Genomic DNA, 24,282 nt, shown 5'->3' with positions numbered 1-24,282 from the left:
ACTGCTCGCGGGCATCGCGGCAGGGGATGCCGGGCTCGATGCGGAACAGTGGATGGGTGCCGTGTTCGCCTTGGTAGAAGGTGGTTTTGCCGACGGTGAACTGGGTGTCTTCTGTGGTCATTGTTGAATCCCCCTGAAATTTCTCGACTGCTTGCTCTGGCCCTTTCGCGGGCACGCCCGCTCCCACAGGTACTGTGCAAGTCTTGAGTACTGTGAAGATCCTGTGGGAGCGGGCGTGCCCGCGAAGAGGTCGGAACAGGCAACACATTGCTTATGCCCTAGTGCAAAGTCCTGGGCCCAGTGGGCATCTGCACCTGAATCAATGCCGACTCCAGCAAAGCCCGCAGCGTCTCCAGTTCATGCATCGACGTCATCATCAAAACCGACGCCGGCGACTTGGGCTGCAGCAGCATGGCCTGATGCACAACGGTCGCAGCGCACAGCGCGTAGTCCGTGACCTGGATCAGGGTGTCTTCAAGGGAATGGGGTGTGTGGGGTGGATCGGGGACTACTTTCAGCATGATTAAGGCCTGTTCAAAGTTGGGGCCACCGCCTCCTGCTGTCAAACAGGAAGGCGGCAGCTGTGCATGGGTTGACAGACCGGTGAACAGAACCAAAAGCCGGCGCACACGAGGTGCCCCATGACAGCTGCCATAAAGGCAAAGCCATGTGGTTAGTTCAGGGCGGCCTGTCAAAGCCGGTCGCTGTTTGGCAGCGACGGTCCGAGACTAGTGCTCATCCCCGAACAGCACAATGGCAGGGAGTATCTTTGGGAAATGCCCTGCAAGGAAGTGGTTAAATCTGATTTTTCCCCAGCGCATGGTCGTGTTTCTGGCAACTTGCCACGCCTGAAGGTGCCTTGCGGCAATCGGTCGCCTTCCAAGGCAGGGGCCTGGCCTTTTAACTGCATGGCACAAGCGTCACGCCGGTGACGCATCATCCTTCAAGACGTATCGGGGAATGGAACATCGTGAACATCAAATGGGCAGAAAAGCTGCGCAAGGGCCTGCACGGCTCGGCCGACTCGCTGGGCAACCTGTGCGTCGAGGCATTCCATTACCTGGCGCTGTTCGGCATTGGCGCGATCACCGCCTATGCGGCAGTGATGACGTTCCTGGACATGCTCGGCAAGGGCGGTGTCAGTGTCGATGACATCCTGCTGCTGTTCATCTACCTGGAGCTGGGGGCGATGGTCGGTATCTACTTCAAGACCAACCACATGCCGATCCGCTTCCTGCTGTACGTGGCCATCACCGCGCTGACCCGCCTGCTGATCGGCGACGTTTCGCACCACAAGGCGCCGGACGTAGGGCTGTTGTACGTGTGCGGTGGCATCCTGTTGCTGGCGTTCGCGATCCTGGTGGTGCGCTACGCTTCGTACCGCTACCCCTCGACCAAGGTGCTGGATGCCAACGGCAAGGAAGTGGAGGAGGGCAAGTAGCCCTCAGTTGGCGATGAAATGGCGCGGCTCGTGGCGGGCGTCACGGGTCAGCGCGGCCAGCACCTGAAGGGGGTTCTGGTTGTGCTCGATGGCCAGGCCCAGGCGGATGCTGTCGATCACCCGCTGCAGGCGCACCGGATCATTGCGCTGGGCCTGGGTGATGAGGCGCTTGGCGACCACGCCAGCGTCGTCGGACAGGGTCAGCATGATGCTGCCGTCGAGGTTTGCGATGCTCAGGTTGACCCGGTATTCGGGGGCGAATGCAGCACTGATTCGTTCGAATGGGTTGTTCATGGTCATGCTTCTGCGGTGAATGAATGCAGAAGTTGACCGGGGAAATTACCTGTTGGTTCAGCGCCATCGATCGATACAAACGAAAACGCCCGGCATCAGGCCGGGCGTCTTGCGTTGCCGATCAGGCGTCTGGGTCACTCAGTTCCAGGGCGCCGCGCTTGCTGCGCAGTTTGCCGTAGAAGTGTTCCAGCGCGTGGTTGAGCTTGGTGGCGGCACCATCGACCGCCTGGTCCAGCGAAGTGGCGGTGTGGGTCACGGAAATCGGTTGATGGCCTTTGGGGCGAGCCTCCATCTGGCAGCGTTTGTCATGCGGTCCGGGCTTGGCGCCGTTCTCGTCGCGCAGGTGCACCTCGATGCGGGTGAGGTCGTCTTCGTAACGTTCCAGCGAGTTCTGCAGTGTGCTGCGGACCCACTGGTCGAGCCGGGCGTTGCCTTCGAAATGGTTGCTGCTGTTGACCTGGATTTGCATGATTCAATCCTTATTCAGCTTGCTCGCATGGAGACGCGCCTAGGCCTCTGAGACCCTTGGTATTTCTGCGTCTCTTGACTCTAAGGTCAGGCAACGGCGAAACGAATTCAAGCCCTTTTTGAAAATAAATTTCTTGTTGCATTCAAGGCAGCAGGCGACTCATCGCGTGGCCTTTGCTTATGAGAATTGAAATCATTATTATTGCAGCCCCGAAAACGCCCGGACCATCGCCATGACGCGCAAAACCGCCGGTCTCTCGCTCAGCTATCGCCTGGCCGTGACGTCACGCAGCCTTGCCGCGCTGCTGGGTGGCTACCTGCTGGCGTCCGTGGCCAGCGTCTGCATTTCCCTGGTAGCGCCGCTGCCACGGGTCGATGCCACGCTCACCGGCCTGCTGCTGTCATTCGTTTTCTACCTGCTGGCGTTCATCTGGTGCTTTGCCAGCCGCAGCGCTTTGCGCGCCTGGCTGGGCGTACTGGCGCCAAGCGTGCTGCTGGGGGCGATCGCCGGGTTGGCATACTGGATGAAAACCCCATGAAAGAAGGCTTCCGCCAGGCCATGGCCTGGCTGCACACCTGGACCGGCCTGATCTTCGGCTGGCTTTTGTTCGCCATCTTCCTCACTGGCACGCTGTCGTATTTCAAGGAAGAAATCACGCACTGGACGCAACCAGAAGTACGAAGCCATGCGCTGGACCCGAGCCATAGCCTGGAGGTGGCCCAGCGTTATCTGCAGGACAATGCAGGGCATTCGGGCACCTGGCTGATTCGTATGCCCAACGCACGCGAGGCCGCCTTGAACGTGGGTTATCGCGACCCGAATGGCGGGCCACGCGGTTTCGTCACCAAGACCCTTGATACCCAGACCGGGCAGCCGGTGGCGGCACGCGACAGTCGCGGTGGCGAGTTCTTCTACCGTTTCCACTTCCAGTTGCAGATGCCACACCCTTTCGGCCGATGGCTATCGACGTTGTGCGCCTTCATCATGCTGTTGGGGCTGGTCACCGGCATCATCACCCATAAGAAAATCTTCAAGGAGTTCTTCACTTTCCGTCCAGGCAAGGGCCAGCGCTCCTGGCTGGACGGGCACAACGCCATTGGCGTGCTGGTGCTGCCCTTCCACCTGATGATCAGCTACAGCAGCCTGGTGTTGTTCATGTACATGGTGATGCCGGCGGGCATCATGGCCAGCTACGGCAATGACACCGGCAAGTACTTCAACGAACTGTTCGACCGTAACAATGCGCCCAAGGCGGCCCATGTGGCCGCGCCGCTGGTACCGTTGCCGAGCCTCTATGCCAAGGTGCAGGACCTGCAACCGGGCGCGCGTATCGGCCGTATCCAGGTGGAAAATGCCGGCGACAGCAATGCCCGCGTTACCTTCACCCAATCGGCTGCCGACCACGTGGCTTACCGGCGTAGCGCCAACTGGACCTTCGATGGCGTCAGCGGTGCTCTGCTGGGCCAGGGCAAACCGGAGAGCGGGGCAATGATGACTGCCTTCAGCTTTGCCGGCCTGCACATGGGCAATTTCGCCGGGCCCTGGCTGCGCTGGCTGTACTTCTTCTTTGGCGTGGCCGGTACTGCGGTGATTGGCACCGGCCTGGTGATGTGGCTGGGCAAGCGCCAGCTCAAGCATGCCAGGAGCGAACGCCTGCCGGGCGAACTGCGCCTGGTCGAGGTGCTCAATATCGCCAGCATGAGCGGCCTGTTGCTGGCCGTGGCGGGCTTCTTCTGGGCCAACCGCCTGATCCCGATGGGCGTCGAAGGCCGGGCCGACTGGGAGGTCAACGCCTTCTTCACCGTCTGGGGCCTGTCGCTGGTGCATGCCGTGTTGCGCAGTGGGCGACGGGCATGGGGCGAGCAACTGGCACTGGGCGCGCTGGCCTTCGCCTTGCTGCCGCTGCTTAACGGCCTGACCACCGGCCAGGGCCTGAACCATTCGCTACCTGCGGGTGACTGGGCCATGGCTGGTTTCGACCTGACAGCGCTGGGCACCGGCCTGTTCCTGGCCTGGTTGGCCGGCAAGATGTTACACAGCCCGAAGGCTGTGGCCATGCGGGCCCCTCGTGCGGCAAGGAAGCCAAGCACTGAGACGGCGGAGGCGAGCTGATGCTGGGTAATGCACTGATCGCTTACGCCGGCTTCGTTGCCCTGTGCCTGGCCATGGAGAAGCACTTCGTCGACCTGCTCGGGCGCAAGCCGCGCCCCGGGCAGTTGCGCCTGTTGCGCAGTGCCGGTTGGCTGTTGCTGGTGCTGTCGCTGGTGCTCAGCGTGCACCTGCGGGGCTGGGCCCATGGCCTGGTGGAGTGGACCGCAGTGATGATGGCCGGGGTGACCCTGTGGGTGTTCGGCCTGCCATACCAGCCCCGCCTGTTGCTGGGCCTGGCCGCCGCCAGCGTGGTGCTGGGGCCGTTGCTGGCCGTGTTCGCCGAGTGACCAGGTGAGCGAGCCGGGCGACATGATCGAGGCGGATGCCGAAAGCGGCGGCGGGCGTGCGCGTTTCGTCCAGGTGTTCCAGGCCCAGCGGGCACGCATGGAGGCCCTGGTGAGCCGCCGGGTCGGCTGCCGGGCGACGGCATCGGACCTGGTCCAGGAGCTGTTCCTGCGCTTCTGGCGTCGCCCTGAGGTCAAGGTCGAGGCGCTGGATACCTACCTGCTGCGTTGCGCCGGGAACCTCGCCATCGACCACCTGCGCAGCGAAGGCAGCCGCGAGCGCGCAGCCGAAGCTGTGTTGCCGCTGGATGAAGCGGCCATGGCCCAGGCCCCGGAACAGGCCGTGGAGGTCGATCACGACTTGCAGCGCATCGACGCTGCCTTGCGCGCCTTGCCCGAGCGCACCCGGCAGATCTTCCTGCTCAACCGTATCCACGGCTGCAAGTACGGCGAGATCGCCAAGGCCATGCAACTGTCCCAGAGTGCTGTGGAAAAGCATATGATGCGCGCCCTCGAAGCGTGCAAGGCGAGTGTTGCCGAGCCCGCGTCCACCCCACGCCGGCCAGGGAGTGCCCGTCGATGAGCCGATTACCGCCGATCACCGAGGCGCAGTCCCGGGCTGCACTGCAATGGCTCAGCCGCATCAACGAGCAGCCTGCGCAAGCCGAGGGCGCGGCGTTCAAGCGCTGGCTGCTGGCCGAACCTGGGCACCGTGAGGCCTACGCCCAGGCCCAGGCGCTGTGGCAGAACAGCGCCGCCCCGGCGGCGCGCCTGGCCGCTGAAGAACAGGCAAGCCTGCAACGTTACCTGGATGTGATGGCCACGCCACCGGCCAGGCACCCCTGGCGGCAGCGGGCCGCGGCGCTGGCGGTGGCTGCGTGCCTGGTACTGGCCGTGGGCGTTGCCGGTGGTTGGCACCCGGCCCTGTGGCTGCAGGACCTGCAGGCCGACTACAGCAGTGCTGGTCAAGTTCGCCAGGTGACCTTGGCCGACCAGTCGCAGGTGACGCTGGATGCGGGGAGCGCGATTGCAGTCGATTTTGTGCAGGGCGAGCGCCGCGTGCGGTTGTTGCATGGCGCGGCGTTCTTCCAGGTCACGCATACCGGCACGCCGTTCGTAGTGGAAGCTGCCGGTGGCGAGGTGCGCGTGCTTGGCACCCAGTTCGAAGTGCGCGAGCAGGACGAGGGGGCCCAGGTCACTGTGAGCAGCGGGCGGGTGGCGGTGAGCCCGGCGCCGGGCGCAGCAGCGCGTGAACTGACGGCCAACCAGCAGGTGGCCTATGCTGCCGGCCAAGTCGGCGACACCCTGGCGGTGGATAGTGACAACCGCCTGGCCTGGCGCCAGGGCTGGCTGAACTACTACCAGGTGCCGCTGGCTCAGGTGGTCGAAGACCTAGGGCGCTATTACCCGGGGCGCATCCTGTTGCTCGAGGATGAGTTGGGGCAGCGCAAGGTCAGTGGCAGTTTCCCCGTGGCCGAGCCATTGCTGGCGCTGGATTCGCTGGGCAAGGTGATGGGCTTTTCGCGGCAGACAGTGCTGGGGCGGTTGACTGTCATCCGGTAGTCGCCTGTGCCGGCCTCTTCGCGGGCTTGCCCGCTCCCACAGGTACTGCACTGGATTCGAAACTTGTGCAGTCCCTGTGGGAGCGGGCGTGCCCGCGAAGGGGCCGGCACAGGGAAAAAATTTTTCAGGCAACGGGTGAGGTAACAGGACGTGGCATCCGTGTAATGAGTGGAAGTGCGATTCATTCGCAGTCATATCCCTCTCACAGGTCAGCGTCCATGAAGTTCACCCCGCGTTGCGTCCCTCTCTGGCTCGGCCTTTCCGCGCTCCCGGCATTCGCTGTCGCCCCCCTGGCCTGTGCCGCCGAGCAGCAGCAGGCGTATGCCTTCGCCCAGCCAGCGCAACCCCTTGCCCAGGCACTCAGCGCCTTCAGCCGCACCACCGGCCAGAGCGTGGTCTACACCCTGGAACTGCCAGGTGTGCAGGCGCCAGCATTGAACGGCAGGTTCAGCGCCGAACAGGCCCTGCAACAGCTGCTGGGCACTACCGGGCTGGCCTGGCGCCGCGTCGATGCACGCACGCTCACCCTCGAAGCAGTGGACACCTCCGGCGCCCTCAACCTGCAGGCCATCACCGTGACCTCGCAACTGGACGACTACAGCTACCAGCCCCCGGCTACCGCCTCGATCATGCGCGGGCAGGGCCCGAGCCAGGACATCCCCCAGGCCATCAATGTGGTGCCGGCCCAGGTCATCCGTGACCAGGCCCCACGCAATCTTGATGACGCTCTGGCCAATGTCAGCGGCATCACCCAGGGCAACAATTTCGGTGGCACCTCCGACACGGTGATGAAGCGCGGCTTCGGCGACAACCGCGACGGCTCGATCATGCGCGATGGCATGCCCATCGTGCAGGGCCGCAGCCTCAACGCCAGCACCGAGCGGGTCGAAGTGCTCAAGGGCCCGGCCTCGCTGCTGTACGGCATCCAGGACCCAGGCGGGGTGATCAACGTGGTCAGCAAGCGCCCGCAACTCGAGCAGTACAACGCCCTGACCGTGCGCGGGTCGACCTACGGCAGCGGCAAGAACGGCAGCGGTGGCGGGTTTGACAGTAGCGGCGCACTGGGCGACAGCAACTTCGCCTATCGGCTGATCGTCGACCACGAAGATGAGGACTACTGGCGCAACTACGGCGTGCACCGTGAGTCGCTGGTAGCGCCATCGCTGGCCTGGCTGGGCGAGGATACCCAAGTGGTGCTGGCCTACGAGCATCGCGAGTTTCTCTACCCCTTCGACCGTGGCACGGCGTTCGGCAACAACGGCCACCCGCTGGACATCCCAGCCACGCGACGCCTGGACGAGCCCTTCAACGACATGGAAGGGCGCTCCGACCTGTACCGTCTGGAAGTCGACCACCAGCTTGCCGATGACTGGAAGCTGCACTTCGGCTACAGCTTCAACCGCGAAACCTATGATGCCAGCCAGGTGCGGGTGACCGGCGTGAATGAAAAAAGCGGCACGCTGTCGCGCAGCATCGACGGCACCCACAACGCCATGAGCCGTGACCAGTTCGCCACCCTGAGCCTGGCCGGTAATGTGCAACTGGCCGGGATGCAGAACGACCTGCTGTTCGGCATCGATCACGAGGACCGCAAGATTTTCCGCGGTGACATGATCCGGCAGACCGCCCAATCCACCTTCAGCTATATGAACCCGGTCTACGGGCAGGAAGTGGAGGGCACCACCGTCAAAGCCAGTGACAGCGACCAGACCGACAAGCTGCGCACCGACGCGTTGTTCGTGCAGGACGCGCTGCACCTGGATGATCACTGGATCCTGGTGGCTGGTGCGCGCTTCCAGCAGTTCGACCAGTACGCTGGCCGTGGCCGCCCTTTCAAGGCCAACACCGACATCAATGGCCAGGCGTGGGTGCCGCATGCAGGTATCGTCTACAAGGTCGATGATCAACTGTCGTTTTATGGCAGCTATAGCGAGTCGTTCAAGCCCAACTCGACTATCGCGCCGCTGGTCGGCAATGTAGTGCTCGACTCGTCGGTGGCGCCGGAGGAGGGCAAATCGTGGGAACTGGGCGCCAAGCTCGACATGCCGGGCCGCCTGACAGGCACTCTGGCGTTGTTCGATATCACCAAGCGCAACGTGCTGGTTTCCAACTTTGATACCAGTACGCGCGAAACGGTGTACAGCAATGCTGGAGAGGTCAGCTCACGGGGTGTTGAGCTGGACCTGACTGGTCAGTTGAGCGAGCGCTGGAGCCTGATTGGCAGCTATGCCTTCACCGATGCGCAAGTGACCAAGGACCCGGACCTCAAGGGCAACCGCCTGCAGAACGTGGCCCGCCACAGTGGTTCGCTGTCGGCGGTGTATGACTATGGCAGCCTGTTCGGCGGCGATCGCCTGCGCATTGGCGCGGGGGCCCGATACGTGGGCGAGCGCGCTGGCAACCCGACCAACACCTTCGACCTGCCGTCCTATACCGTGGCCGATGCCTTTGCCAGCTACGAGACCAGGCTCGACGAGCACAAGGTGCTGTTGCAGCTGAACGTGAAGAACCTGTTCGACAAGGTTTACTACAGCTCGGCGGTGAACCAGTACTTTGTGGCCATTGGCGATGCGCGGCAGGTGAGCTTGTCCAGTACCTTCGAGTTCTAGGCATTTGGGGCTGCTTTGCAGCCCTTCGCGGGCACGCCCGCTCCCACAAGTATGGGCAGCGCCGCGGTCACTGTGGGAGCGGGCGTGCCCGCGAAGGGCCGCAAAGCGGCCCCAATATCACGAACAGAAAGCACTACGGTACTCACCAGGCGTTGCTCCGACCGCCTGGCGGAACCGGTTGCTGAAATGGCTGGCACTGGCAAACCCGCACAACAGGGCAATCTCCCCCAGCGGCATCACCCCCAGCCGCAGTAGCTGGCAGGCCCGATGCAGCCGCCGGGCCAGCAGGTACTGGTGCGGCGGCAGCCCGAAACTGGCGCGGAACATGCGCGCAAAGTGGTATTCGGAAAGGTTGCAGCGCAAGGCCAGTTCACCCAGGGTGATGGGCTGGTCGAGATGCGCTTCGATGTAGTCGACCATTTGCCGGCGCAGGCTCGGTGCCAGCCCGCCTTTCAGGCGCAGGCCCTGGCGCAGCCCGACCTGGTTGAGCAGCGCATGGTCGACGATCTCGTGCGCCAGGCTGCTGGCCAGCAAGCGTTCGCCAGGTTCATCCCAGTCCAGGGTTATCAGCTGGCGAAAGCGCTTGGCTTGCTGCGGGTCGTCGAGAAAGGTCGCTTCCCGCAGTTGCAGCTCACGCGGTTCACGGTCGAGCAGGCGCACGCAGCCCAGGGCGAATTGCGTTTCGCTGACATACAGGTGCGCCAGGCGGATCGCGCCATTGACCACCCAGTTCGATTCCTGCCCAGCTGGCATCACGCACAGCTTGTCGGGCGCCCCTTTATCGCCGGGGCGCTGGCGGCGAAAGGTGCCGGTGCCGTCGGCGATGTAGCACGACAGGGTGTGATGGCTCGGTGCCTGGTAGTCGCGGGCATCGTCGCGGTTGCTCCACAACGCCGCCGCCAGCCCGTCGCCCAGGTGCGCGCTCAGCTCCAGCCGGGCGTGGGGCGAGGCGTGCATGGCGTTGAACACTTGCAGCTGGGTGAGTGGCGTCATGGGCGGTTCCTCTTGCCAGCCATCCTACTGCGCCTTGGCCAGGCTTACAGCTACCAGCGGGACAAATGCGCAAGTTTGTGCAAGCCGGGGAGGGGCCCCCGGATGAAACTGGAGGCCTCGGCGAGGGCTGCGCCCTCGATCGCCGGAGGAGCCCCACCGATGAACCTGTCACTCTACTTGCTAACCGTCCTGATCTGGGGCACCACCTGGATCGCCCTTAAACTCCAGCTGGGTGTGGTCGCCATTCCGGTCTCGATCGTCTACCGTTTCGCCCTGGCCGGGCTGATCCTGTTCGCCTTCCTGCTGCTCACCCGCCGCCTGCAGCCAATGAACCGGCGTGGCCACCAGATCTGTCTGGCCCAGGGCCTGTGCCTGTTCTGCGTCAACTTCATCTGCTTCCTCAGTGCCAGCCAGTGGATTGCCAGCGGCCTGATCGCCGTGGTGTTCTCCACCGCCACCCTGTGGAATGCACTCAATGCGCGGATCTTCTTCGGCCAGAAGATCGCCAGCAACGTGCTCGGCGGCGGCGCCCTGGGGCTCCTTGGCCTGGGGCTGCTGTTCTGGCCCGAGCTGTCCCACCACGCGGCCAGCCGCGAAACCCTGTACGGCCTTGGCCTGGCCCTGCTCGGCACGCTGTGCTTTTCGGCCGGCAACATGCTGTCGAGCATGCAGCAGAAGGCCGGGCTCAAGCCCATGACCACCAATGCCTGGGGCATGGTCTACGGGGCGGTGATGCTGGCGGTGTTCTGCGTGGTCAGCGGCGTGCCGTTCAGCATGGAGTGGAACGTGCGGTACATAGGCTCGTTGCTGTACCTGGTGGTGCCGGGCTCGGTGATCGCCTTTACCGCCTACCTGACCCTGGTCGGGCGCATGGGGCCGGAGCGGGCTGCGTACTGCACGGTGCTGTTCCCGTTGGTGGCGCTGAATGTGTCGGCGGTGGCCGAGGGGTATCAGTGGACGGCGCCGGCATTGTTGGGGCTGGTGGCGGTGATGGCGGGGAATGTGCTGGTGTTTCGCAAGCCCAAGGCCAGGGTGGCTGAGGGTGTTGTGGTGGCCAAATAGGTGATGGGTTGCCTGTGCCGGCCCTTTCGCGGGCTCGCCCGCTCCCACAAGTACTGCACAGGCCTTTAGGGCGGTGGTGTACCTGTGGGAGCGGGCGAGCCCGCGAAAGGGCCAGGGCAGGCAGCAGGGGGCGATCAGCCCTTCCACACCTGCGGGTTCACCAGGTCCCGCGGCCGCTCACCCAGCAGCGCCGCGCGCAGGTTGTCGATTGCCCGGTTGGCCATGGCCTCGCGGGTTTCGGCAGTGGCCGAGCCAATGTGCGGCAAGGTCAGGGCATTGGGCAGCTTGAACAGCGGCGAATTGCTCAGCGGTTCTTTTTCGTACACATCCAGGCCCGCACCACGAATGGTGCCGTTCTGCAGTGCCTCGATCAGCGCCGCCTCGTCCACCACCGGCCCGCGGGCGATGTTGATCAGGAACGCGCTCGGCTTCATCAGTTGCAACTCACGCGCACCGATCAGCTTGCGGGTGGCATCGGACAACGGCACCACGATGCAGACAAAGTCGGCTTCGGCCAGCAGTTGCTCCAGGCTGCGGAACTGCGCGCCCAGCTCTTGCTCCAGCGCGCTCTTGCGGCTGTTGCCGGAATAGATGACCGGCATGTTGAAACCGAACCGGCCGCGACGGGCAATGGCGGCACCGATGTTGCCCATGCCGACGATACCCAGGGTCTTGCCGTGCACATCGCTGCCGAAGTGGGCCGGGCCCACGGTGGCCTGCCAGTTGCCGGCCTTGGTCCAGGCATCCAGCTCGGCGGTGCGGCGGGCGCAGCCTATGATCAGCGAGAAGCCCAGGTCGGCGGTGCTTTCGGTCAGCACGTCGGGGGTGTTGGTCAGGGCGATGCCGCGTTCGTTGAAGTAGTCCAGGTCGTAGTTGTCGTAGCCGACCGACACGCTGGATACCACCTCCAGCCTGGCCGCCCCTTCGAGTTGCGCCCGGCCGAGCTTGCGGCCAACGCCGATCAGGCCATGGGCCTCGGGCAGGGCTTCGTTGAACTGGGCATTGATGTCGCCGAGCTTGGGGTTCGGCACGATCACGTTGAAGTCTTGCTGCAGGCGTTCGGCCATGGCCGGGGTGATACGGCTGAAGGCCAGGACGGTCTTTTTCATCGGGCAACTTCTCTGCAAGGCGGTGGGGCGGTGGGGGCTTCTTCACGGGCACGCCCGCTCCCACAGGTACCGCACAGGCCTCAAGAACTTTTCTTTCCCTTGGGGGGGGGGGGGCTTTTTCACGGGCACACCCCCTCCCACAGGTACCGCACAGATTGAAGGCCTGTGCATTACCTGTGGGAGCGGGCGTGCCCGCGAATGGCCTGACAATGGTTAGCAACCTACCATTGTCCGCCCCCGCAATGCAGCAGCTTTTTAGTTGGCGATCATCACCTGATGGGTTTTCAGGTCCGCCTCATGGGCTGCCAGAATCTCCGGCAGCGAGTTGCGCAGGTACTCCACCCAGGTCTTGATCTTGGCATCCAGGTACTGCCGCGACGGGTAGATGGCGTACAGGTTCAGCTCCTGCAGCCGGTACTCGGGCAGCACCCGTACCAGGCTGCCATCGCGCAGGCCGTCGATGGCCGAATAGATCGGCAGCACGCCCACGCCCATGCCGCTGCGGATGGCGGTCTTCATGGCATCGGCAGTATTGACCATGAACGGCGAGCTGGTGATGTTGACCATCTCCTGGCCTTCCGGCCCGTCGAACAGCCATTTTTCCAACGGGATCACCGGGCTGACCATGCGCAGGCAGGCGTGCTTGAGCAGGTCGGCAGGCTTGTGCGCCACGCCGTGGCGGGCAATGTAGGCGGGCGAGGCGCAGACGATGCTGTAGGTGATGCCCAGGCGCTGGGACACGAACCCCGAGTCGGGCAGTTCGGTGGCCAGCACGATGGACACGTCATAGCCCTCGTCGAGCAGGTCGGGCACGCGGTTGGCCATGGTCAGGTCGAAGGTCACGTCCGGGTGCGATTCGCGGTAGCGGGCGATGGCATCGACCACGAAATGTTGGCCGACACCGGTCATCGAGTGCACCTTCAACATCCCGGCCGGGCGGGCATGGGCGTCGCTGGCCTCGGCCTCGGCTTCTTCGACATAGGTAAGAATCTGTTCGCAACGCATCAGGTAGCGCTTGCCGGCTTCGGTCAGCGCAATGCGGCGGGTGGTGCGGTTGAGCAGCCTTGTTTGCAGATGGGCTTCCAGGTTGGAGACCGCCCGCGACACGTTCGCGGTGGTCGTATCCAGTTGCCCGGCGGCAGCGGTAAAGCTGCCGAGTTGGGCTACGCAACTGAAAGCACGCATATTTTGCAGGGTGTCCATGGGTCACTCTCGATGTAGAGGACAAAATTGTGTCACGAAGTAACGTAAAAAAGATGAAAAGTTGCCTTCGACCAAAGGCGGATTATCGCTGTTTTGGTAACAAAGATTCGCAGGAATCCACGCTTATCGCCAGTGCTGCCGCCCCCTAGAATTGCCCGGCCCCTTCACCTCTTCCTCGGGAAATCGCAGCTGTGCCGCGTCGCATCATCAGAACGCTCAATGCGTTCAGTGCCTGTGCCCTTGCCCTCACCTTGAGCGGCTGTATCGGAACCTGGGGCATTGCCCCGCAAAGCAAGACGCTGCAAGCCAATACCCTGACCACCGACGCGGCCATACGCGAAGCCGCGACCGACGCCCACTGGCCCGACCAGCAGTGGTGGCACGCCTATGGCGACCCACAGTTGGACCGCTGGGTTGCCCTGGCCGTGGCCGGCAGCCCGAGCTTGGCCATGGCTGCTGCGCGGGTACGCGAAGCCAAGGCCATGGCCGGCGTGGTCGAATCGGCGGAAAAGCTCCAGGCCAACGGCCAGGCCACGCTCAAGCGCCACAACTGGCCTGAAGACCAGTTCTATGGCCCGGGCGCGCTGTCCGGCGCCAATACCTGGGACAACAACGCCGCCATTGGCTTTAGCTATGCACTCGACCTGTGGGGCCGCGAACGCAACGCCAGCGAGCAGGCCGTGGACCAGGCGCATATGAGCGTGGCCGAAGCCCGCCAGGCGCAACTGGAGCTGCAGAACAACGTGGTGCGCGCCTACATCCAGCTGAGCCTGCACTTCGCCCAGCGCGATATCGTCAAGGCCGAGCTGGAACAGCAGGAGCAGATCCTGGCCCTGGCCAAGCGCCGCCTGGATGCCGGCATCGGCACTCACTTCGAAGTCAGCCAGGCTGAAGCGCCGTTGCCGGAAACCCACCGCCAGCTCGACAGCCTGGACGAAGAAATTGCCCTGGCCCGCAACCAGCTGGCCGCCCTGGCCGGCAAGGGCCCGGGGGAGGGCGCGCAGTTGCAGCGCCCGAGCCTGGCCCTGGCCGCGCCGCTGAAGCTGCCGTCGAACCTGCCGGCCGAACTGGTCGGCCAGCGCCCCGACGTGGTCGCCAGCCGTTGGCAGGTAGCCGCCCAGGCGCGGGGCATCGATGTCGCCCACGCCGGCTTCTTCCCCAACGTCGACCTGGTCGGCAGCCTTGGCTTCATGGCAACCGGTGGTGGCCCGCTGGAATTCCTCACCGGGCGCAAGTTCAACTACAACGTCGGCCCGGCCATCAGCCTGCCGATCTTCGACGGTGGCCGCCTGCGCTCGCAGCTGGGCGTGGCCTCGGCGGGCTATGACGTGGCCGTGGCGCGCTACAACCAGACCGTGGTCGGTGCGCTGAAGAACATCTCCGACCAGCTGATCCGCCGTGAGTCGATGAAGGAGCAGTCGCACTTCGCCGCCGAGTCGGTCGCGGCCGCGCAGAAAACCTACGACATCGCCATGGTCGCCTTCCAGCGTGGCCTTACCGACTACCTCAACGTGCTCAACGCCCAGACTTTGCTGTTCCGCCAGCAGCAGGTGCAACAGCAGGTGCAGGCTGCCCGCCTGATTGCCCATGCCGAGTTGGTCACCGCCCTGGGCGGTGGCTTGCAGGCTGGTCAGGATGTGCCGAAAGAGGAGCGCCAGGCCGCACCGAAAACCCCGGCCACCCTGGCCATTTTCGACAAGAAGCTGGATAACGCCGAATGAGCACTTCCAGTTTGCCCGTGCGCTGGCTGCAGAGCCTGGAATGGCGCCGGGGCTTCTTTGCCTGGGCGCGCACCGACGGGGTGACCTGGGTGTACATCTTCAAGGTGCTGGCCGCTGCGTTCATCACCCTGTGGCTGGCCATGCGCCTGGAGTTGCCCCAACCGCGCACGGCGATGATCACCGTGTTCATCGTCATGCAGCCGCAAAGCGGGCATGTGTTCGCCAAGAGCTTCTACCGGGTGCTCGGCACCCTGGCCGGCTCGGCGATGATGGTGGCGCTGATCGCCATATTCCCGCAGAACACCGAGCTGTTTCTGCCCAGCCTGGCCCTGTGGGTAGGCCTGTGCTCGGCCGGTGCCATGCGCTACCGCACCTTCCGCGCCTATGGCTTCGTGCTGGCCGGCTATACAGCGGCGATGATCGGCCTGCCGGTGCTGCAGCACCCCGACCAGGCATTCATGGCGGCGGTATGGCGGGTGCTGGAAATTGCTCTGGGCATTCTGGTGTCGACCTTCGTCAGCGCCGTGATCCTGCCGCAGTCGGCCAGTGCCGCCATGCGCAACGCCCTGTACCAGCGCTTTGGCGTTTTCGCGGGGGTGGTGGTCGAGGCCCTGCGCGGCGAAAGCCAGCGGGACCGCTTCGAGAGCAGCAACGTGCGCTTCGTCGCTGAAGCAGTGGGCCTCGAGAGCCTGCGCAACGTCACCGCCTTCGAAGACCCGCACATGCGCCGGCGCTCTGGTCGCCTGGTGCGCATGAATAGCGAGTTCATGGCCATCACCACGCGCTTCAATGCCCTGCACCGTTTGCTGGAACGCCTTCGCGCCCGCGGCCCGCTGCAGATCGTCGGCGCCATCGAGCCAGGCCTGAACACCCTGGTGGAGCTGTTGCAGCCTTACGTGGGCCGGGCGCTGACCGACGCCGATGCGCTGCGCCTGACCCTGGAGCTGGCCGCCTACAAGGAAGGCTTGCAGGCACAGGTGCGCGGCTTGCGCGCCGAGTACCTGGCAACCGAGCCGAGCGAGTCCGACCTGCTCGACTTCCATACTGCCTTCGAGCTGCTCTACCGCTTCGTCGACGAGATGTACAGTTATGCCGAAACCCATGCCTCGCTAGCCGCGCACCGGCACGAACGCGAGCAGTGGGATGAGCCCTACGTAGCGCAGACCAGCTGGCTGGTATCGTTGGCCGCCGGTGTGCGCGCCTCGGCGGTGCTGTTGTTGCTGGGCAGCTACTGGCTGCTCAGCGACTGGCCCAGCGGCGCCATGATGACCCTGATCGCCACCGTCACCGTGGGCCTGTCGGCGGCCTCGCCGAACCCCAAGCGCATGTCGTTCCAGATGGCCTGCGGCACGGCGATTGGTGCCGTCGTCGGCTTCTTCGAAACCTTCTTCGTGTTCCCCTGGATCGACGGTTTCCCACTGCTTTGCATGGTCCTGGCGCCGGTGTTCGTGCTGGGCGCGTTCCTTTCGTCTCGGCCGGCGTATGCCGGCTACGGCATCGGCCTGCTGGTGTTCTTCGCCATCGGCTCGGTGCCGAACAACCTCACCGTGTATGACCCGTACACCTTCATCAACGACTACATCGGCATGGTCATCGGCATGTTCGTCTGTGCCGCTGCCGGGGCGATCATCCTGCCGCCCAACAGCCGCTGGCTGTGGAGCCGCCTGGAGCAGGAACTGCGCGAGCAGGTGCTGTTCGCCATCAGCGGGCGCCTGCGCGGCCTGGGTTCAGCCTTCGAAAGCCGCACCCGTGACCTGCTGCACCAGGCCTATGGCCTGGCAGCCGGCAAGCCGCAGGTACAGAGCCAGTTGATGGGCTGGATGTTCACCGTGCTGGAAATCGGCCATGCCATCATCGAGCTGCGCAAGGAGCAGGCCCGCGCGCCGGTGCACCCGGCCTACGCCGAGTCGCAGCCCTGGCGCCAGGCGATCCGCGTGATGGGCCGTGCCCTGGCCCGGTTGTTCCTTCAGCCCAGCGCCAGCAACCACGAACGCGCGCTGGTGGCAGTGGACCACGCCATCGCCCGCGTGCAGGCCACCGACGAGCCCTTCGCCCGCCACTTCGACACTTCGGTGCTGCGCCGCGCGCAAAGCTACCTGCACTTCATCCGATCTTCCCTGCTCGACCCACAGTCGCCGTTGGCACCGGCGAAAGGACTGCACGATGCTCCGTGAAACCATGCCCCGTGAAATCGCCTTCCATGGCGTGTACATGCCCACCATGACCTTGATGTTCCTGTTCGCCCTGGGCCTGGCCTGGGGCCTGGACCGGTACATCGCCAGCCATGATGGCTACCGCTTCTTCTGGCACCCGGCGCTGCTGCGCCTGAGCCTGTTCGTCTGCCTGTTCGGCGCCCTGGCGCTGTCGCTCTACTGGTGAGAATCCTTCGATGAAAAAGTTCTTCAGCCTGATCGCCACCCTGTTGGTGCTTGCCGCTGCGGTGGTGATCGGTCGCCAGTTGTGGCTGCATTACATGACCACGCCTTGGACTCGCGACGGTCGTGTGCGTGCCGACATCATCAACGTCGCTGCCGACGTGCCTGGCTATGTGGTGGACGTGCCGGTCAAGGACAACCAGCGGGTGAAGAAGGGCGACCTGCTGATCCAGATCGACCCCGAGCATTACCAACTGGCGGTCGACCAGGCCAAGGCGCAGGTTGCATCGCGCAAGTCCACCTGGGAGATGCGCAAGGTCAACGCCAAGCGCCGTGCCGACATGGACAACCTGGTGATCTCCAAGGAAAACCGCGACGACGCCAGCAACATCGCCAACTCCGCCCAGGCGGACTACCAGCAGGCCCTTGCCGAGCTGGCTGCCGCCGAACTGAACCTCAAGCGCACCCATATCGTGGCCACGGTGGACGGCTACGTGACCAACCTGAATATCCACAAGGGTGACTATGCGCGTACCGGTGAAGCGGTGATGGCGGTGGTCGACGAGAATTCGTTCTGGGTATACGGGTTCTTCGAGGAGACCAAGCTGCCGCATGTGAAGGTGGGTGACCAGGCCGAGCTGCAGATGATGAGCGGCGAGCGCATCAAGGGCCACGTGGAGAGCATCGCCCGCGGCATCTACGACCGCGACAACCCACAAAGCCGCGAGTTGATCGCCGATGTGAACCCGACCTTCAACTGGGTGCGGCTGGCGCAGCGGGTGCCGGTGCGCATTCATATCGATGAAGTGCCGGACGGGTTTTTGCTGGCGGCGGGGACGACTTGTACGGTGGTAGTGAAGCCGAGCGAGGGCTGAGCCGGGGTGAGGTGGTGCAGCTACTGGCCTCTTCGCTGGCTTGCCCGCTCCCACAAGTGGTGCGCTGCTCTTGGGGCTGGCGCAAATCCTGTGGGAGCGGCGCAGTTAGCTCGCTGCCCCCACCAACACTGGTACCCTCACCCGATCAATCACCTTCGCGCTGATCGACGGGTCCAGCATCCGCCCCAGCCGCGACAGGTGGCGGTGGCCCATGATGATCAGTTCACAATTCAGTTCCTGCGCCTTGGCCACGATCGCCTCGACCGGCTGCCCGGCCACCATGCAGCCCCGGCTGGCGAAGCCGGCTTGCTGCAACTCGCGCACCGCCTCGGCCACGGCCTGGTCGGCCTGGTGCTGCTCTTCGCAGGCGGCGGGGTATTCTTCCAGTTCTTCTGCGGTGTAAGGCGCGGGTTGGTCGTGGACGGCGAAGGTCGAGTCGATGGCCAGCAGCACATGCAGTTCGTGCTCGCCGGGGCTGCAATAGCGGCGGGCGAGGGTGAGCAGGGCAGTGGATGCAGGGGAGGCGTCGATGGCGATCAGGACGGGGCTGGGCATGTGGGGTCCTTGGCAAAAGCTGGGTGATGTATCTGCAGGGGCGGCCCTTTCGCGGGCATGCCCGCTCCCACAGGTACCGCACATCACTCGAGCATTGTGAGGTTCCTGTGGGAGCGGGCGTGCCCGCGAAAGGGTCAGACCTGCCGATGCTTCATTTAAGGCCGAACACTGCCAGTGAATAAATGCCCCACCACGCACGAGCGCATTGCGTCTGGTGCAATCCAGCAACCTGCTACCATCGCCATTCCCCACAGCTGTAACGGAAAACGGCCATGCAACTCCCGGACATGAACCTGCTCGTCGCCCTCGATGCCCTGCTCGACGAAGGCAGCGTGGTCGGCGCGGCGCAGCGCATGAACCTCAGCCCGGCGGCGATGAGCCGGACCCTGGGCCGTATCCGCGATGCGTTGGGTGACCCGATCCTGGTGCGCGCCGGCCGTGGCCTGGTGCCGACGCCGCGGGCGCTGGCCCTGCGCGAGCAGGTGGCGGCGTTGGTGGAGCAGGCCGGCGAGGTGTTCCGCAGTGGCGACGAGGTCGACCTGCCCAAGCTTGACCGGGCCTTCAACATCCGCACCAACGACCTGTTCATCGCCCTGTACGGTGCCCAGTTGCTGCGGCGCATGCACGAACAGGCACCGCGCACGGTGCTGCGCTTCGTGCCGGAAAGCCCCGGCGGCGATGACGACAGCGTGCTGCGCGACGGGCGTACCGACCTGATCATCAGCTCGACCGTGGACCTGGGGCCGGAGATCAAGGTGCAGAGCCTGTTCCAGACCTACTATGTGGGCCTGGCGCGGCGCGACCACCCGATCTTCGAGCAGCCGATCACGGCGCACAGTTTTGCCAGTTATCCACAGATCAGCGTGTCCCGCCGTGGACGGGCCAATGGGCCGATCGATGTGGAGCTGGCCAACTTCAAGGTGCAGCGGCGGGTGGCGCTGATTACCCCGAGTTTTCACTCGGCGCTTTTCTCGCTGCCGGATTCCGACCTGATCCTGCCGATGCCGGCCAACATCCTCAACAGCGTGCACAAGCTCGGGCTGCCGCTGCGCTCGTTCGAGATCCCGGTGCCGCTGGAGCGAGTGACCGTGCTGCAGGCATGGCACCCGCGGTTTCACAATGACCCGGCACATCGGTGGTTGCGGCAGACCCTGAAGGCTTGCTGCAGTGTCGACCCTTGATTACCTGTGAGGGCCTCATCGCCGGCAAGCCAGCTCCCACAGAATTTGTGCACATTTCGAAACCTGCGCAGTACCTGTGGGAGCTGGCTTGCCGGCGATAGGGCCAGACCTGCAAAAGGTGGATTGCGTCCAGCGCAACATAAACCTACCGATAAGTCAGTTTTCGTCAGCATTCGACCTTCTTAGACTTGCTCCAGTCGCAAATTTGTTGCTGGAGATGTCTGCCCATGAGTTCCCTGCCCGCCCCGTCTGCCGCGATTGCCGCCGCCCCCGCGCCGGCCGCGCCTGCGCAGACTGCGTTCGGCCTGCAGGTAGTGGTCGGGCTGTTCGGTGTGCTGCTGGCCGTGTTGTGCGCGGGCCTCAACGAGTCGGTGACCAAGATCTCCCTGGCCGATATCCGTGGGGCCATGGGCATCGGTGCCGACGAAGGCGCCTGGCTGCTGGCGGCCTACAGCGCCGCCTCGGTTTCGGCCATGGCCTTCGCGCCATGGCTGGCCACCACGTTCTCGCTGCGGCGCTTCACCATGAGCGCCATCGGCCTGTTCGCCGTGCTCGGCCTGCTGCAACCGTTCGCCCCCAACCTGCACAGCCTGATGCTGCTGCGTGTGCTCCAGGGCTTCGCCTCTGGCGCCTTGCCGCCGATGTTGATGAGCGTGGCCCTGCGCTTCCTGCCACCGGGCATCAAGGTCTATGGCCTGGCCTGCTATGCCCTCACCGCCACCTTCGGCCCCAACCTCGGCACACCGCTGGCAGGGCTGTGGACCGAATACGTCGGTTGGCAGTGGGCGTTCTGGCAGATCATCCTGCCCTCGGCGCTGGCCATGTTCTGCGTCGGTTGGGGCCTGCCGCAGGACCCGATGCGCCTGGAGCGCTTCAAGCAGTTCGACTGGCGCGGCGTGCTGCTCGGCCTGCCCGCCATCAGCTGCATCGTGCTGGGCCTGTCGCTGGGTGACCGCTGGGGCTGGTTCGATTCCCCGCTGATCTGCTGGCTGCTCGGCGGTGGCCTGCTGTTGCTGGTGCTGTTCATGTACAACGAATGGTCCGAGCCGTTGCCATTCTTCCAGTTGCGCATGCTGTCGCGGCGCAACCTGAGTTTCGCTCTGGTGACCCTGGCCGGTGTGCTGATCGTGCTCTCGGGCGTGGGCAGCATTCCGTCGGCCTATCTGGCGCAGATTCAGGGCTACCGCCCGGCGCAGACCAGCCCGCTGATGATGCTGGTGGCCATGCCGCAGCTGGTCGCCCTGCCGTTGACGGCGGCGCTGTGCAATATCCGCGCAGTGGACTGCCGCTGGGTGCTAGGGATCGGCCTGGCGATGCTGGCGGTGTCCTGTGTCGGCAGCAGCCTGCTGACCAGCGAGTGGATCCGTGGTGACTTCTACCCGTTCTACCTGTTGCAGGTGTTCGGCCAGCCAATGGCAGTGCTGCCGCTGCTGATGCTGTCCACCAACGGCATGACCCCACAGGAAGGCCCGTTCGCCTCCAGCTGGTTCAACACTGTCAAAGGCCTGGCCGCGGTGATCGCCGGTGGCCTGCTGGACGCCCTTGGCACCCTGCGCCGGCACTTCCATTCCAACCACCTGGTGGACAGCCTGGGCAACGCCCCGCTGGTCGACGGTAGCGCAGCCGGCCTGGCCAGGCGCATCCACAACCAGGCGCTGGTGCTGACCTCGGCCGATCTTTACCTGGTCATGGCCTGCATTGCCGTGGCCCTGATCTGCCTGATTCCTTTCGTGCCTACCCGGGTCTATCCGCCGCGCGCGGTGGCCTGAACCCTGGATGAATTCGAGAACCACTTAAATGACCAACAACCGCAAAACCCTGTTCATCGGCTCGGTGCTTGCCGTGGCCGTCCTGGCTGCCATCGTCGGCCCCTGGATGTTCGGCAGCGACCACCGCCAGAGCACCAATGACGCGTATGTTGTCGCCGACTACACCGTGGTCGCGCCCAAGATCGCCGGCTTCATCAAGGAGGTGCTGGTGGAAGACAACCAGCAGGTCAAGGCTGGCCAGTTGCTGGCTACCATCGATGCCCGTGACTACCAGGCCGCGCTGGATGCCGCGCAGGCGCAGTTGCTGGTGGCCCAGGCGCAAAGCGCCGATGCCCGTGCCACGCTCGAGCGCCAGGCGTCGCTGATTGCCCAGGCTGAGGCTGCAGTGAAAGCGGCCCAGGCCGAAGCTGCGTTTGCCGACCATGAGGTCAACCGCTACAGCCGCCTGGCCGAGCAAGGTGCCGGCACCGTGCAGAACGCCCAGCAGGCACGCAGCGGGGTCGACCAGGCCCGCGCACGCCTGGCCAATGCCCAGGCGGCACTGGTAGCGGCGCGCAAGCAGGTGGATATCCTTACCGCCCAGGTGGCCAGTGCCGACGGCCAGCTGAAGCGGGCCGAGGCAGGGCTGGAAAAGGCCCAGCTCGATCTGTCCTACACCCGCATCACCGCGCCGGTGGACGGCATGGTCGGCGAGCGCGCCTTGCGTGTCGGTGCCTACGTCAACCCGGGCGCCCGCCTGCTGTCGGTGGTGCCGTTGCAGCAGGCCTACGTGGTCGGCAACTTCCAGGAAACCCAGCTGACCCACGTACAGCCTGGCCAGGCCGTGAGCATCAGCGTCGACACCTTTGCCGGTGAGAAGCTGCAAGGCCATGTGGAAAGCATCGCCCCGGCCACCGGCGTGACCTTCGCCGCGGTCAAGCCGGACAACGCTACCGGCAACTTCACCAAGGTGGTGCAGCGCATCCCGGTGAAGATCGTTTTCGATGACGGCCAGCCGCTGCTTGCCCGCCTGCGCGTGGGCATGTCGGTGGAAGCGACCATCGACACCCGTGGTGACAAGCTGGACGGCAAAGAGGTAAGTGCACGATGAAAGCGGCATTACGCTTGAGCCCGTTGCTGCTGGCCGTATTGATGGCCGGCTGCACCTTGGGCCCTGACTTCCAGCGCCCTGACAGCCAGGCCCCGCAACAGTGGGCGCCGCTGCAAGGCGAGGCGGCGGCCAGCCAGCCGCAGGCCGAACCGCTGGAACTGCGCTGGTGGGAGAGCTTCCACGACGCCCGCCTGAGTGCCTTGATCCAACGCGTTGCCGAGCGCAATCTCGACCTGCAGATGGCCAGCGCCCGCCTGCTGCAAAGCCGCGCCCTGCGCAGCACCGTAGCTGCCGACGAAGTACCGTCAGTGGACGTGAACGCCGGCTACAGCCGTGCGCGCAATAGTGCCGAAGGCCTGAGTGACCCGTCCGGCAAGGCGGGCAAGGAAGCCTTCAACCTCTGGCAGGGTGACCTTGTTGCCGGCTGGGAGCTGGACCTGTGGGGCCGTGTGCGGCGCCAGGTCGAGGCAGCCGATGCCACGGTCGAAGTGGCCGAGAACGACCGCCGCGGCGTGCTGTTGGCATTGCTTTCGGAAACCGCAGGCAACTATATCCAGCTGCGCGCTGTGCAGCACACCATCGATGTGACCCGCGACAACCTCAAGGTCGCCCAGCACAGCCTGAAATTGTCAGAAAACCGCCAGGCCGAAGGTGTCGCCACGCGCCTGGACGTGGCTCAGGCCAGTGCCCAGGTCGCCTCTATCGAGTCACGCCTGCCTAGCCTGGAAGCGCGGCGCGACGACTTGATCAACGCCCTCAGCCTGCTTGTGGCCGAACCACCGCGCAGCCTGCAGGCCGAGTTGCTGCAGGGCGGCGAACTGCCTGCGCCACAGCAGAAGTTCGCCATTGGCCTGCCGTCCGAACTGGCCGAACGCCGCCCGGACATTCGCCAGGCCGAGGCTCGTTTGCATGCTGCCACCGCCAGCATTGGCGTGGCCAAGGCGGACTTCTACCCCAGCATCCGGCTGTCGGGCAGTGTCGGGTTCCAGGCCATGCAGCTGTCCGATTTCGGCGCCTGGGATTCACGCCGCTTCGCCTTCGGGCCGCAGCTGTCGCTGCCGATCTTCGAGGGTGGCCGGCTCAAGGGCACCTTGGAGCTGCGCGAGGCGCAGCAGCAGGAAGCGGCGCTGAACTACCGCAAGGTGGTGCTGGGTGCCTGGCATGAAATCGACGATGTGCTACGCCTGTACAACGCCAGTCAGCTGCGCCGCGACCACTTGGCCGAGGCGGTGCGGCAGAACCGCATCGCCCTGGAAACTGCCCAGCGCCAGTATGTCGAAGGGGCGGTGGACTTTCTCAATGTGCTGACGGTGCAGGGGGCTTTGCTGGCAAGCGAGGAGCAGTGGATCGACAGTTCTGCGGCGGTGTCGCAGGCGCTGGTGGGGCTGTACAAGGCCCTGGGTGGTGGCTGGCAGGCGTTTGATGAGCAGCCTGTGAAGAAAGTGTGATTTTTGAGGGCCGCTTTGCGGCCCATCGCGACACAAGGCCGCTCCTACAGGAGATCGCGTCCGCATGTAGGAGCGGCCTTGTGTCGCGAT

At 64.6% G+C, this 24,282-nt stretch carries 23 protein-coding genes; 16 read left to right on the top strand and 7 right to left on the bottom strand.

The window, feature by feature from the left end; translation table 11 throughout:
* Positions 1 to 278: 278 nt before the first annotated feature.
* Positions 279 to 521 carry a hypothetical protein gene (locus tag ACLCGK_RS09305; protein ID WP_410951870.1) on the bottom strand — a complete coding sequence of 81 codons (243 nt, stop codon included), beginning with the start codon at positions 519 to 521 and terminating at the stop codon, positions 279 to 281.
* Between the two features lie 449 nt (positions 522 to 970).
* Between ACLCGK_RS09305 and ACLCGK_RS09300 the strand changes: the two genes are divergently transcribed.
* Positions 971 to 1,441 carry a phosphate-starvation-inducible protein PsiE gene (locus ACLCGK_RS09300; protein ID WP_025340608.1) on the top strand — a complete coding sequence of 157 codons (471 nt, stop codon included), beginning with the start codon at positions 971 to 973 and terminating at the stop codon, positions 1,439 to 1,441.
* A 3-nt stretch (positions 1,442 to 1,444) separates the two neighbouring features.
* On the opposite strand, the gene ACLCGK_RS09295 is transcribed toward ACLCGK_RS09300, so the two are convergent.
* Positions 1,445 to 1,735 carry a DUF3509 domain-containing protein gene (locus tag ACLCGK_RS09295; protein WP_024087728.1) on the bottom strand — a complete coding sequence of 97 codons (291 nt, stop codon included), beginning with the start codon at positions 1,733 to 1,735 and terminating at the stop codon, positions 1,445 to 1,447.
* Positions 1,736 to 1,856: 121 nt separating this feature from the next.
* Positions 1,857 to 2,204 carry an HPF/RaiA family ribosome-associated protein gene (locus ACLCGK_RS09290; protein ID WP_003260689.1) on the bottom strand — a complete coding sequence of 116 codons (348 nt, stop codon included), beginning with the start codon at positions 2,202 to 2,204 and terminating at the stop codon, positions 1,857 to 1,859.
* A gap of 232 nt (positions 2,205 to 2,436) precedes the next feature.
* Between ACLCGK_RS09290 and ACLCGK_RS09285 the strand changes: the two genes are divergently transcribed.
* The 6 genes from ACLCGK_RS09285 (at position 2,437) to ACLCGK_RS09260 (ending at position 8,811) form a co-directional block, all read left to right on the top strand.
* Positions 2,437 to 2,742 (top strand): DUF3649 domain-containing protein, encoded by a 306-nt coding sequence (locus ACLCGK_RS09285; protein WP_410951869.1) that lies wholly within the window; start codon positions 2,437 to 2,439, stop codon positions 2,740 to 2,742.
* Positions 2,739 to 4,316, top strand: a complete 1,578-nt coding sequence (locus tag ACLCGK_RS09280) for a PepSY-associated TM helix domain-containing protein (protein WP_410951868.1) — start codon at positions 2,739 to 2,741, stop codon at positions 4,314 to 4,316. Before ACLCGK_RS09285 ends, ACLCGK_RS09280 begins: the two co-directional genes overlap by 4 nt.
* Entirely contained in the window at positions 4,316 to 4,642 is a 327-nt protein-coding gene (locus tag ACLCGK_RS09275; RefSeq protein WP_015271767.1) for a DUF3325 domain-containing protein, read from the top strand. Before ACLCGK_RS09280 ends, ACLCGK_RS09275 begins: the two co-directional genes overlap by 1 nt.
* Before the next feature lie 22 nt (positions 4,643 to 4,664).
* Positions 4,665 to 5,222, top strand: coding sequence for an RNA polymerase sigma factor (locus tag ACLCGK_RS09270; RefSeq protein WP_015271766.1), 558 nt, complete (start codon positions 4,665 to 4,667; stop codon positions 5,220 to 5,222).
* Positions 5,219 to 6,202: a FecR family protein gene (locus tag ACLCGK_RS09265; protein ID WP_410951867.1), complete on the top strand. Its 984-nt coding sequence runs from the start codon at positions 5,219 to 5,221 to the stop codon at positions 6,200 to 6,202. The genes ACLCGK_RS09270 and ACLCGK_RS09265 overlap by 4 nt, the downstream gene beginning before the upstream one ends.
* 218 nt (positions 6,203 to 6,420) lie before the next feature.
* The gene (locus ACLCGK_RS09260) at positions 6,421 to 8,811 is read left to right on the top strand and encodes a TonB-dependent siderophore receptor (RefSeq protein WP_410951866.1); all 2,391 of its coding nucleotides are present in this window, start codon (positions 6,421 to 6,423) and stop codon (positions 8,809 to 8,811) included.
* A gap of 117 nt (positions 8,812 to 8,928) precedes the next feature.
* Here ACLCGK_RS09260 and ACLCGK_RS09255 read toward each other — a convergent pair whose 3' ends face one another.
* Positions 8,929 to 9,804 (bottom strand): helix-turn-helix domain-containing protein, encoded by an 876-nt coding sequence (locus ACLCGK_RS09255; RefSeq protein WP_410951865.1) that lies wholly within the window; start codon positions 9,802 to 9,804, stop codon positions 8,929 to 8,931.
* 159 nt (positions 9,805 to 9,963) lie between these two features.
* Here ACLCGK_RS09255 and ACLCGK_RS09250 point away from each other — a divergent pair, with 159 nt between their 5' ends.
* Positions 9,964 to 10,866, top strand: a complete 903-nt coding sequence (locus ACLCGK_RS09250) for a DMT family transporter (RefSeq protein ID WP_085627222.1) — start codon at positions 9,964 to 9,966, stop codon at positions 10,864 to 10,866.
* Positions 10,867 to 11,000: 134 nt separating this feature from the next.
* Here ACLCGK_RS09250 and ACLCGK_RS09245 read toward each other — a convergent pair whose 3' ends face one another.
* Complete coding sequence (locus ACLCGK_RS09245; RefSeq protein WP_410951864.1) at positions 11,001 to 11,975, bottom strand: 2-hydroxyacid dehydrogenase; 975 nt, start codon at positions 11,973 to 11,975, stop codon at positions 11,001 to 11,003.
* A gap of 255 nt (positions 11,976 to 12,230) precedes the next feature.
* Complete coding sequence (locus ACLCGK_RS09240; RefSeq protein WP_015271759.1) at positions 12,231 to 13,178, bottom strand: LysR family transcriptional regulator; 948 nt, start codon at positions 13,176 to 13,178, stop codon at positions 12,231 to 12,233.
* Positions 13,179 to 13,369: 191 nt separating this feature from the next.
* On the opposite strand from ACLCGK_RS09240, the gene ACLCGK_RS09235 reads away from it, so the two are divergent.
* The 4 genes from ACLCGK_RS09235 to ACLCGK_RS09220 are packed head-to-tail and all read left to right on the top strand — an operon-like array spanning position 13,370 to position 18,149.
* The gene (locus ACLCGK_RS09235; RefSeq protein ID WP_410951863.1) at positions 13,370 to 14,899 is read left to right on the top strand and encodes an efflux transporter outer membrane subunit; all 1,530 of its coding nucleotides are present in this window, start codon (positions 13,370 to 13,372) and stop codon (positions 14,897 to 14,899) included.
* Complete coding sequence (locus ACLCGK_RS09230) at positions 14,896 to 17,073, top strand: FUSC family protein (RefSeq protein WP_410951862.1); 2,178 nt, start codon at positions 14,896 to 14,898, stop codon at positions 17,071 to 17,073. The genes ACLCGK_RS09235 and ACLCGK_RS09230 overlap by 4 nt, the downstream gene beginning before the upstream one ends.
* Positions 17,074 to 17,077: 4 nt before the next feature.
* The gene (locus ACLCGK_RS09225) at positions 17,078 to 17,278 is read left to right on the top strand and encodes a DUF1656 domain-containing protein (RefSeq protein ID WP_003257154.1); all 201 of its coding nucleotides are present in this window, start codon (positions 17,078 to 17,080) and stop codon (positions 17,276 to 17,278) included.
* A 10-nt stretch (positions 17,279 to 17,288) separates the two neighbouring features.
* Positions 17,289 to 18,149, top strand: a complete 861-nt coding sequence (locus tag ACLCGK_RS09220; protein WP_410951861.1) for an efflux RND transporter periplasmic adaptor subunit — start codon at positions 17,289 to 17,291, stop codon at positions 18,147 to 18,149.
* Positions 18,150 to 18,254: 105 nt separating this feature from the next.
* On the opposite strand, the gene ACLCGK_RS09215 is transcribed toward ACLCGK_RS09220, so the two are convergent.
* On the bottom strand, positions 18,255 to 18,704 hold the full coding sequence (locus tag ACLCGK_RS09215; RefSeq protein ID WP_410951860.1) for a universal stress protein: 450 nt from the start codon (positions 18,702 to 18,704) through the stop codon (positions 18,255 to 18,257).
* A 272-nt stretch (positions 18,705 to 18,976) separates the two neighbouring features.
* On the opposite strand from ACLCGK_RS09215, the gene ACLCGK_RS09210 reads away from it, so the two are divergent.
* The 4 genes from ACLCGK_RS09210 to ACLCGK_RS09195 all read left to right on the top strand — a co-directional run bounded on the left by ACLCGK_RS09210 (position 18,977) and on the right by ACLCGK_RS09195 (position 24,192).
* On the top strand, positions 18,977 to 19,885 hold the full coding sequence (locus tag ACLCGK_RS09210) for a LysR family transcriptional regulator (RefSeq protein ID WP_015271755.1): 909 nt from the start codon (positions 18,977 to 18,979) through the stop codon (positions 19,883 to 19,885).
* A 227-nt stretch (positions 19,886 to 20,112) separates the two neighbouring features.
* Positions 20,113 to 21,654, top strand: a complete 1,542-nt coding sequence (locus ACLCGK_RS09205) for an MFS transporter (protein ID WP_410951859.1) — start codon at positions 20,113 to 20,115, stop codon at positions 21,652 to 21,654.
* 28 nt (positions 21,655 to 21,682) lie between these two features.
* Complete coding sequence (locus tag ACLCGK_RS09200; RefSeq protein ID WP_015271753.1) at positions 21,683 to 22,744, top strand: HlyD family secretion protein; 1,062 nt, start codon at positions 21,683 to 21,685, stop codon at positions 22,742 to 22,744.
* On the top strand, positions 22,741 to 24,192 hold the full coding sequence (locus tag ACLCGK_RS09195; protein ID WP_410951858.1) for an efflux transporter outer membrane subunit: 1,452 nt from the start codon (positions 22,741 to 22,743) through the stop codon (positions 24,190 to 24,192). The genes ACLCGK_RS09200 and ACLCGK_RS09195 overlap by 4 nt, the downstream gene beginning before the upstream one ends.
* Positions 24,193 to 24,282 lie beyond the last annotated feature (90 nt).

It is taken from the genome of Pseudomonas sp. S1(2024), from assembly GCF_046557535.1.
This window is presented reverse-complemented; position numbering and strand designations above follow the sequence as displayed.

Coding starts and splice junctions, on each gene's coding strand:
- ACLCGK_RS09305 (WP_410951870.1), bottom strand. CDS start 521: ATGCTGAAAGTAGTCCCCGATCCACCCCACACACCCCATTCCCTTGAA.
- ACLCGK_RS09295 (WP_024087728.1), bottom strand. CDS start 1,735: ATGAACAACCCATTCGAACGAATCAGTGCTGCATTCGCCCCCGAATAC.
- ACLCGK_RS09290 (WP_003260689.1), bottom strand. CDS start 2,204: ATGCAAATCCAGGTCAACAGCAGCAACCATTTCGAAGGCAACGCCCGG.
- ACLCGK_RS09285 (WP_410951869.1), top strand. CDS start 2,437: ATGACGCGCAAAACCGCCGGTCTCTCGCTCAGCTATCGCCTGGCCGTG.
- ACLCGK_RS09280 (WP_410951868.1), top strand. CDS start 2,739: ATGAAAGAAGGCTTCCGCCAGGCCATGGCCTGGCTGCACACCTGGACC.
- ACLCGK_RS09275 (WP_015271767.1), top strand. CDS start 4,316: ATGCTGGGTAATGCACTGATCGCTTACGCCGGCTTCGTTGCCCTGTGC.
- ACLCGK_RS09270 (WP_015271766.1), top strand. CDS start 4,665: ATGATCGAGGCGGATGCCGAAAGCGGCGGCGGGCGTGCGCGTTTCGTC.
- ACLCGK_RS09265 (WP_410951867.1), top strand. CDS start 5,219: ATGAGCCGATTACCGCCGATCACCGAGGCGCAGTCCCGGGCTGCACTG.
- ACLCGK_RS09260 (WP_410951866.1), top strand. CDS start 6,421: ATGAAGTTCACCCCGCGTTGCGTCCCTCTCTGGCTCGGCCTTTCCGCG.
- ACLCGK_RS09255 (WP_410951865.1), bottom strand. CDS start 9,804: ATGACGCCACTCACCCAGCTGCAAGTGTTCAACGCCATGCACGCCTCG.
- ACLCGK_RS09250 (WP_085627222.1), top strand. CDS start 9,964: ATGAACCTGTCACTCTACTTGCTAACCGTCCTGATCTGGGGCACCACC.
- ACLCGK_RS09245 (WP_410951864.1), bottom strand. CDS start 11,975: ATGAAAAAGACCGTCCTGGCCTTCAGCCGTATCACCCCGGCCATGGCC.
- ACLCGK_RS09240 (WP_015271759.1), bottom strand. CDS start 13,178: ATGGACACCCTGCAAAATATGCGTGCTTTCAGTTGCGTAGCCCAACTC.
- ACLCGK_RS09230 (WP_410951862.1), top strand. CDS start 14,896: ATGAGCACTTCCAGTTTGCCCGTGCGCTGGCTGCAGAGCCTGGAATGG.
- ACLCGK_RS09225 (WP_003257154.1), top strand. CDS start 17,078: ATGCCCCGTGAAATCGCCTTCCATGGCGTGTACATGCCCACCATGACC.
- ACLCGK_RS09220 (WP_410951861.1), top strand. CDS start 17,289: ATGAAAAAGTTCTTCAGCCTGATCGCCACCCTGTTGGTGCTTGCCGCT.
- ACLCGK_RS09215 (WP_410951860.1), bottom strand. CDS start 18,704: ATGCCCAGCCCCGTCCTGATCGCCATCGACGCCTCCCCTGCATCCACT.
- ACLCGK_RS09210 (WP_015271755.1), top strand. CDS start 18,977: ATGCAACTCCCGGACATGAACCTGCTCGTCGCCCTCGATGCCCTGCTC.
- ACLCGK_RS09205 (WP_410951859.1), top strand. CDS start 20,113: ATGAGTTCCCTGCCCGCCCCGTCTGCCGCGATTGCCGCCGCCCCCGCG.
- ACLCGK_RS09200 (WP_015271753.1), top strand. CDS start 21,683: ATGACCAACAACCGCAAAACCCTGTTCATCGGCTCGGTGCTTGCCGTG.
- ACLCGK_RS09195 (WP_410951858.1), top strand. CDS start 22,741: ATGAAAGCGGCATTACGCTTGAGCCCGTTGCTGCTGGCCGTATTGATG.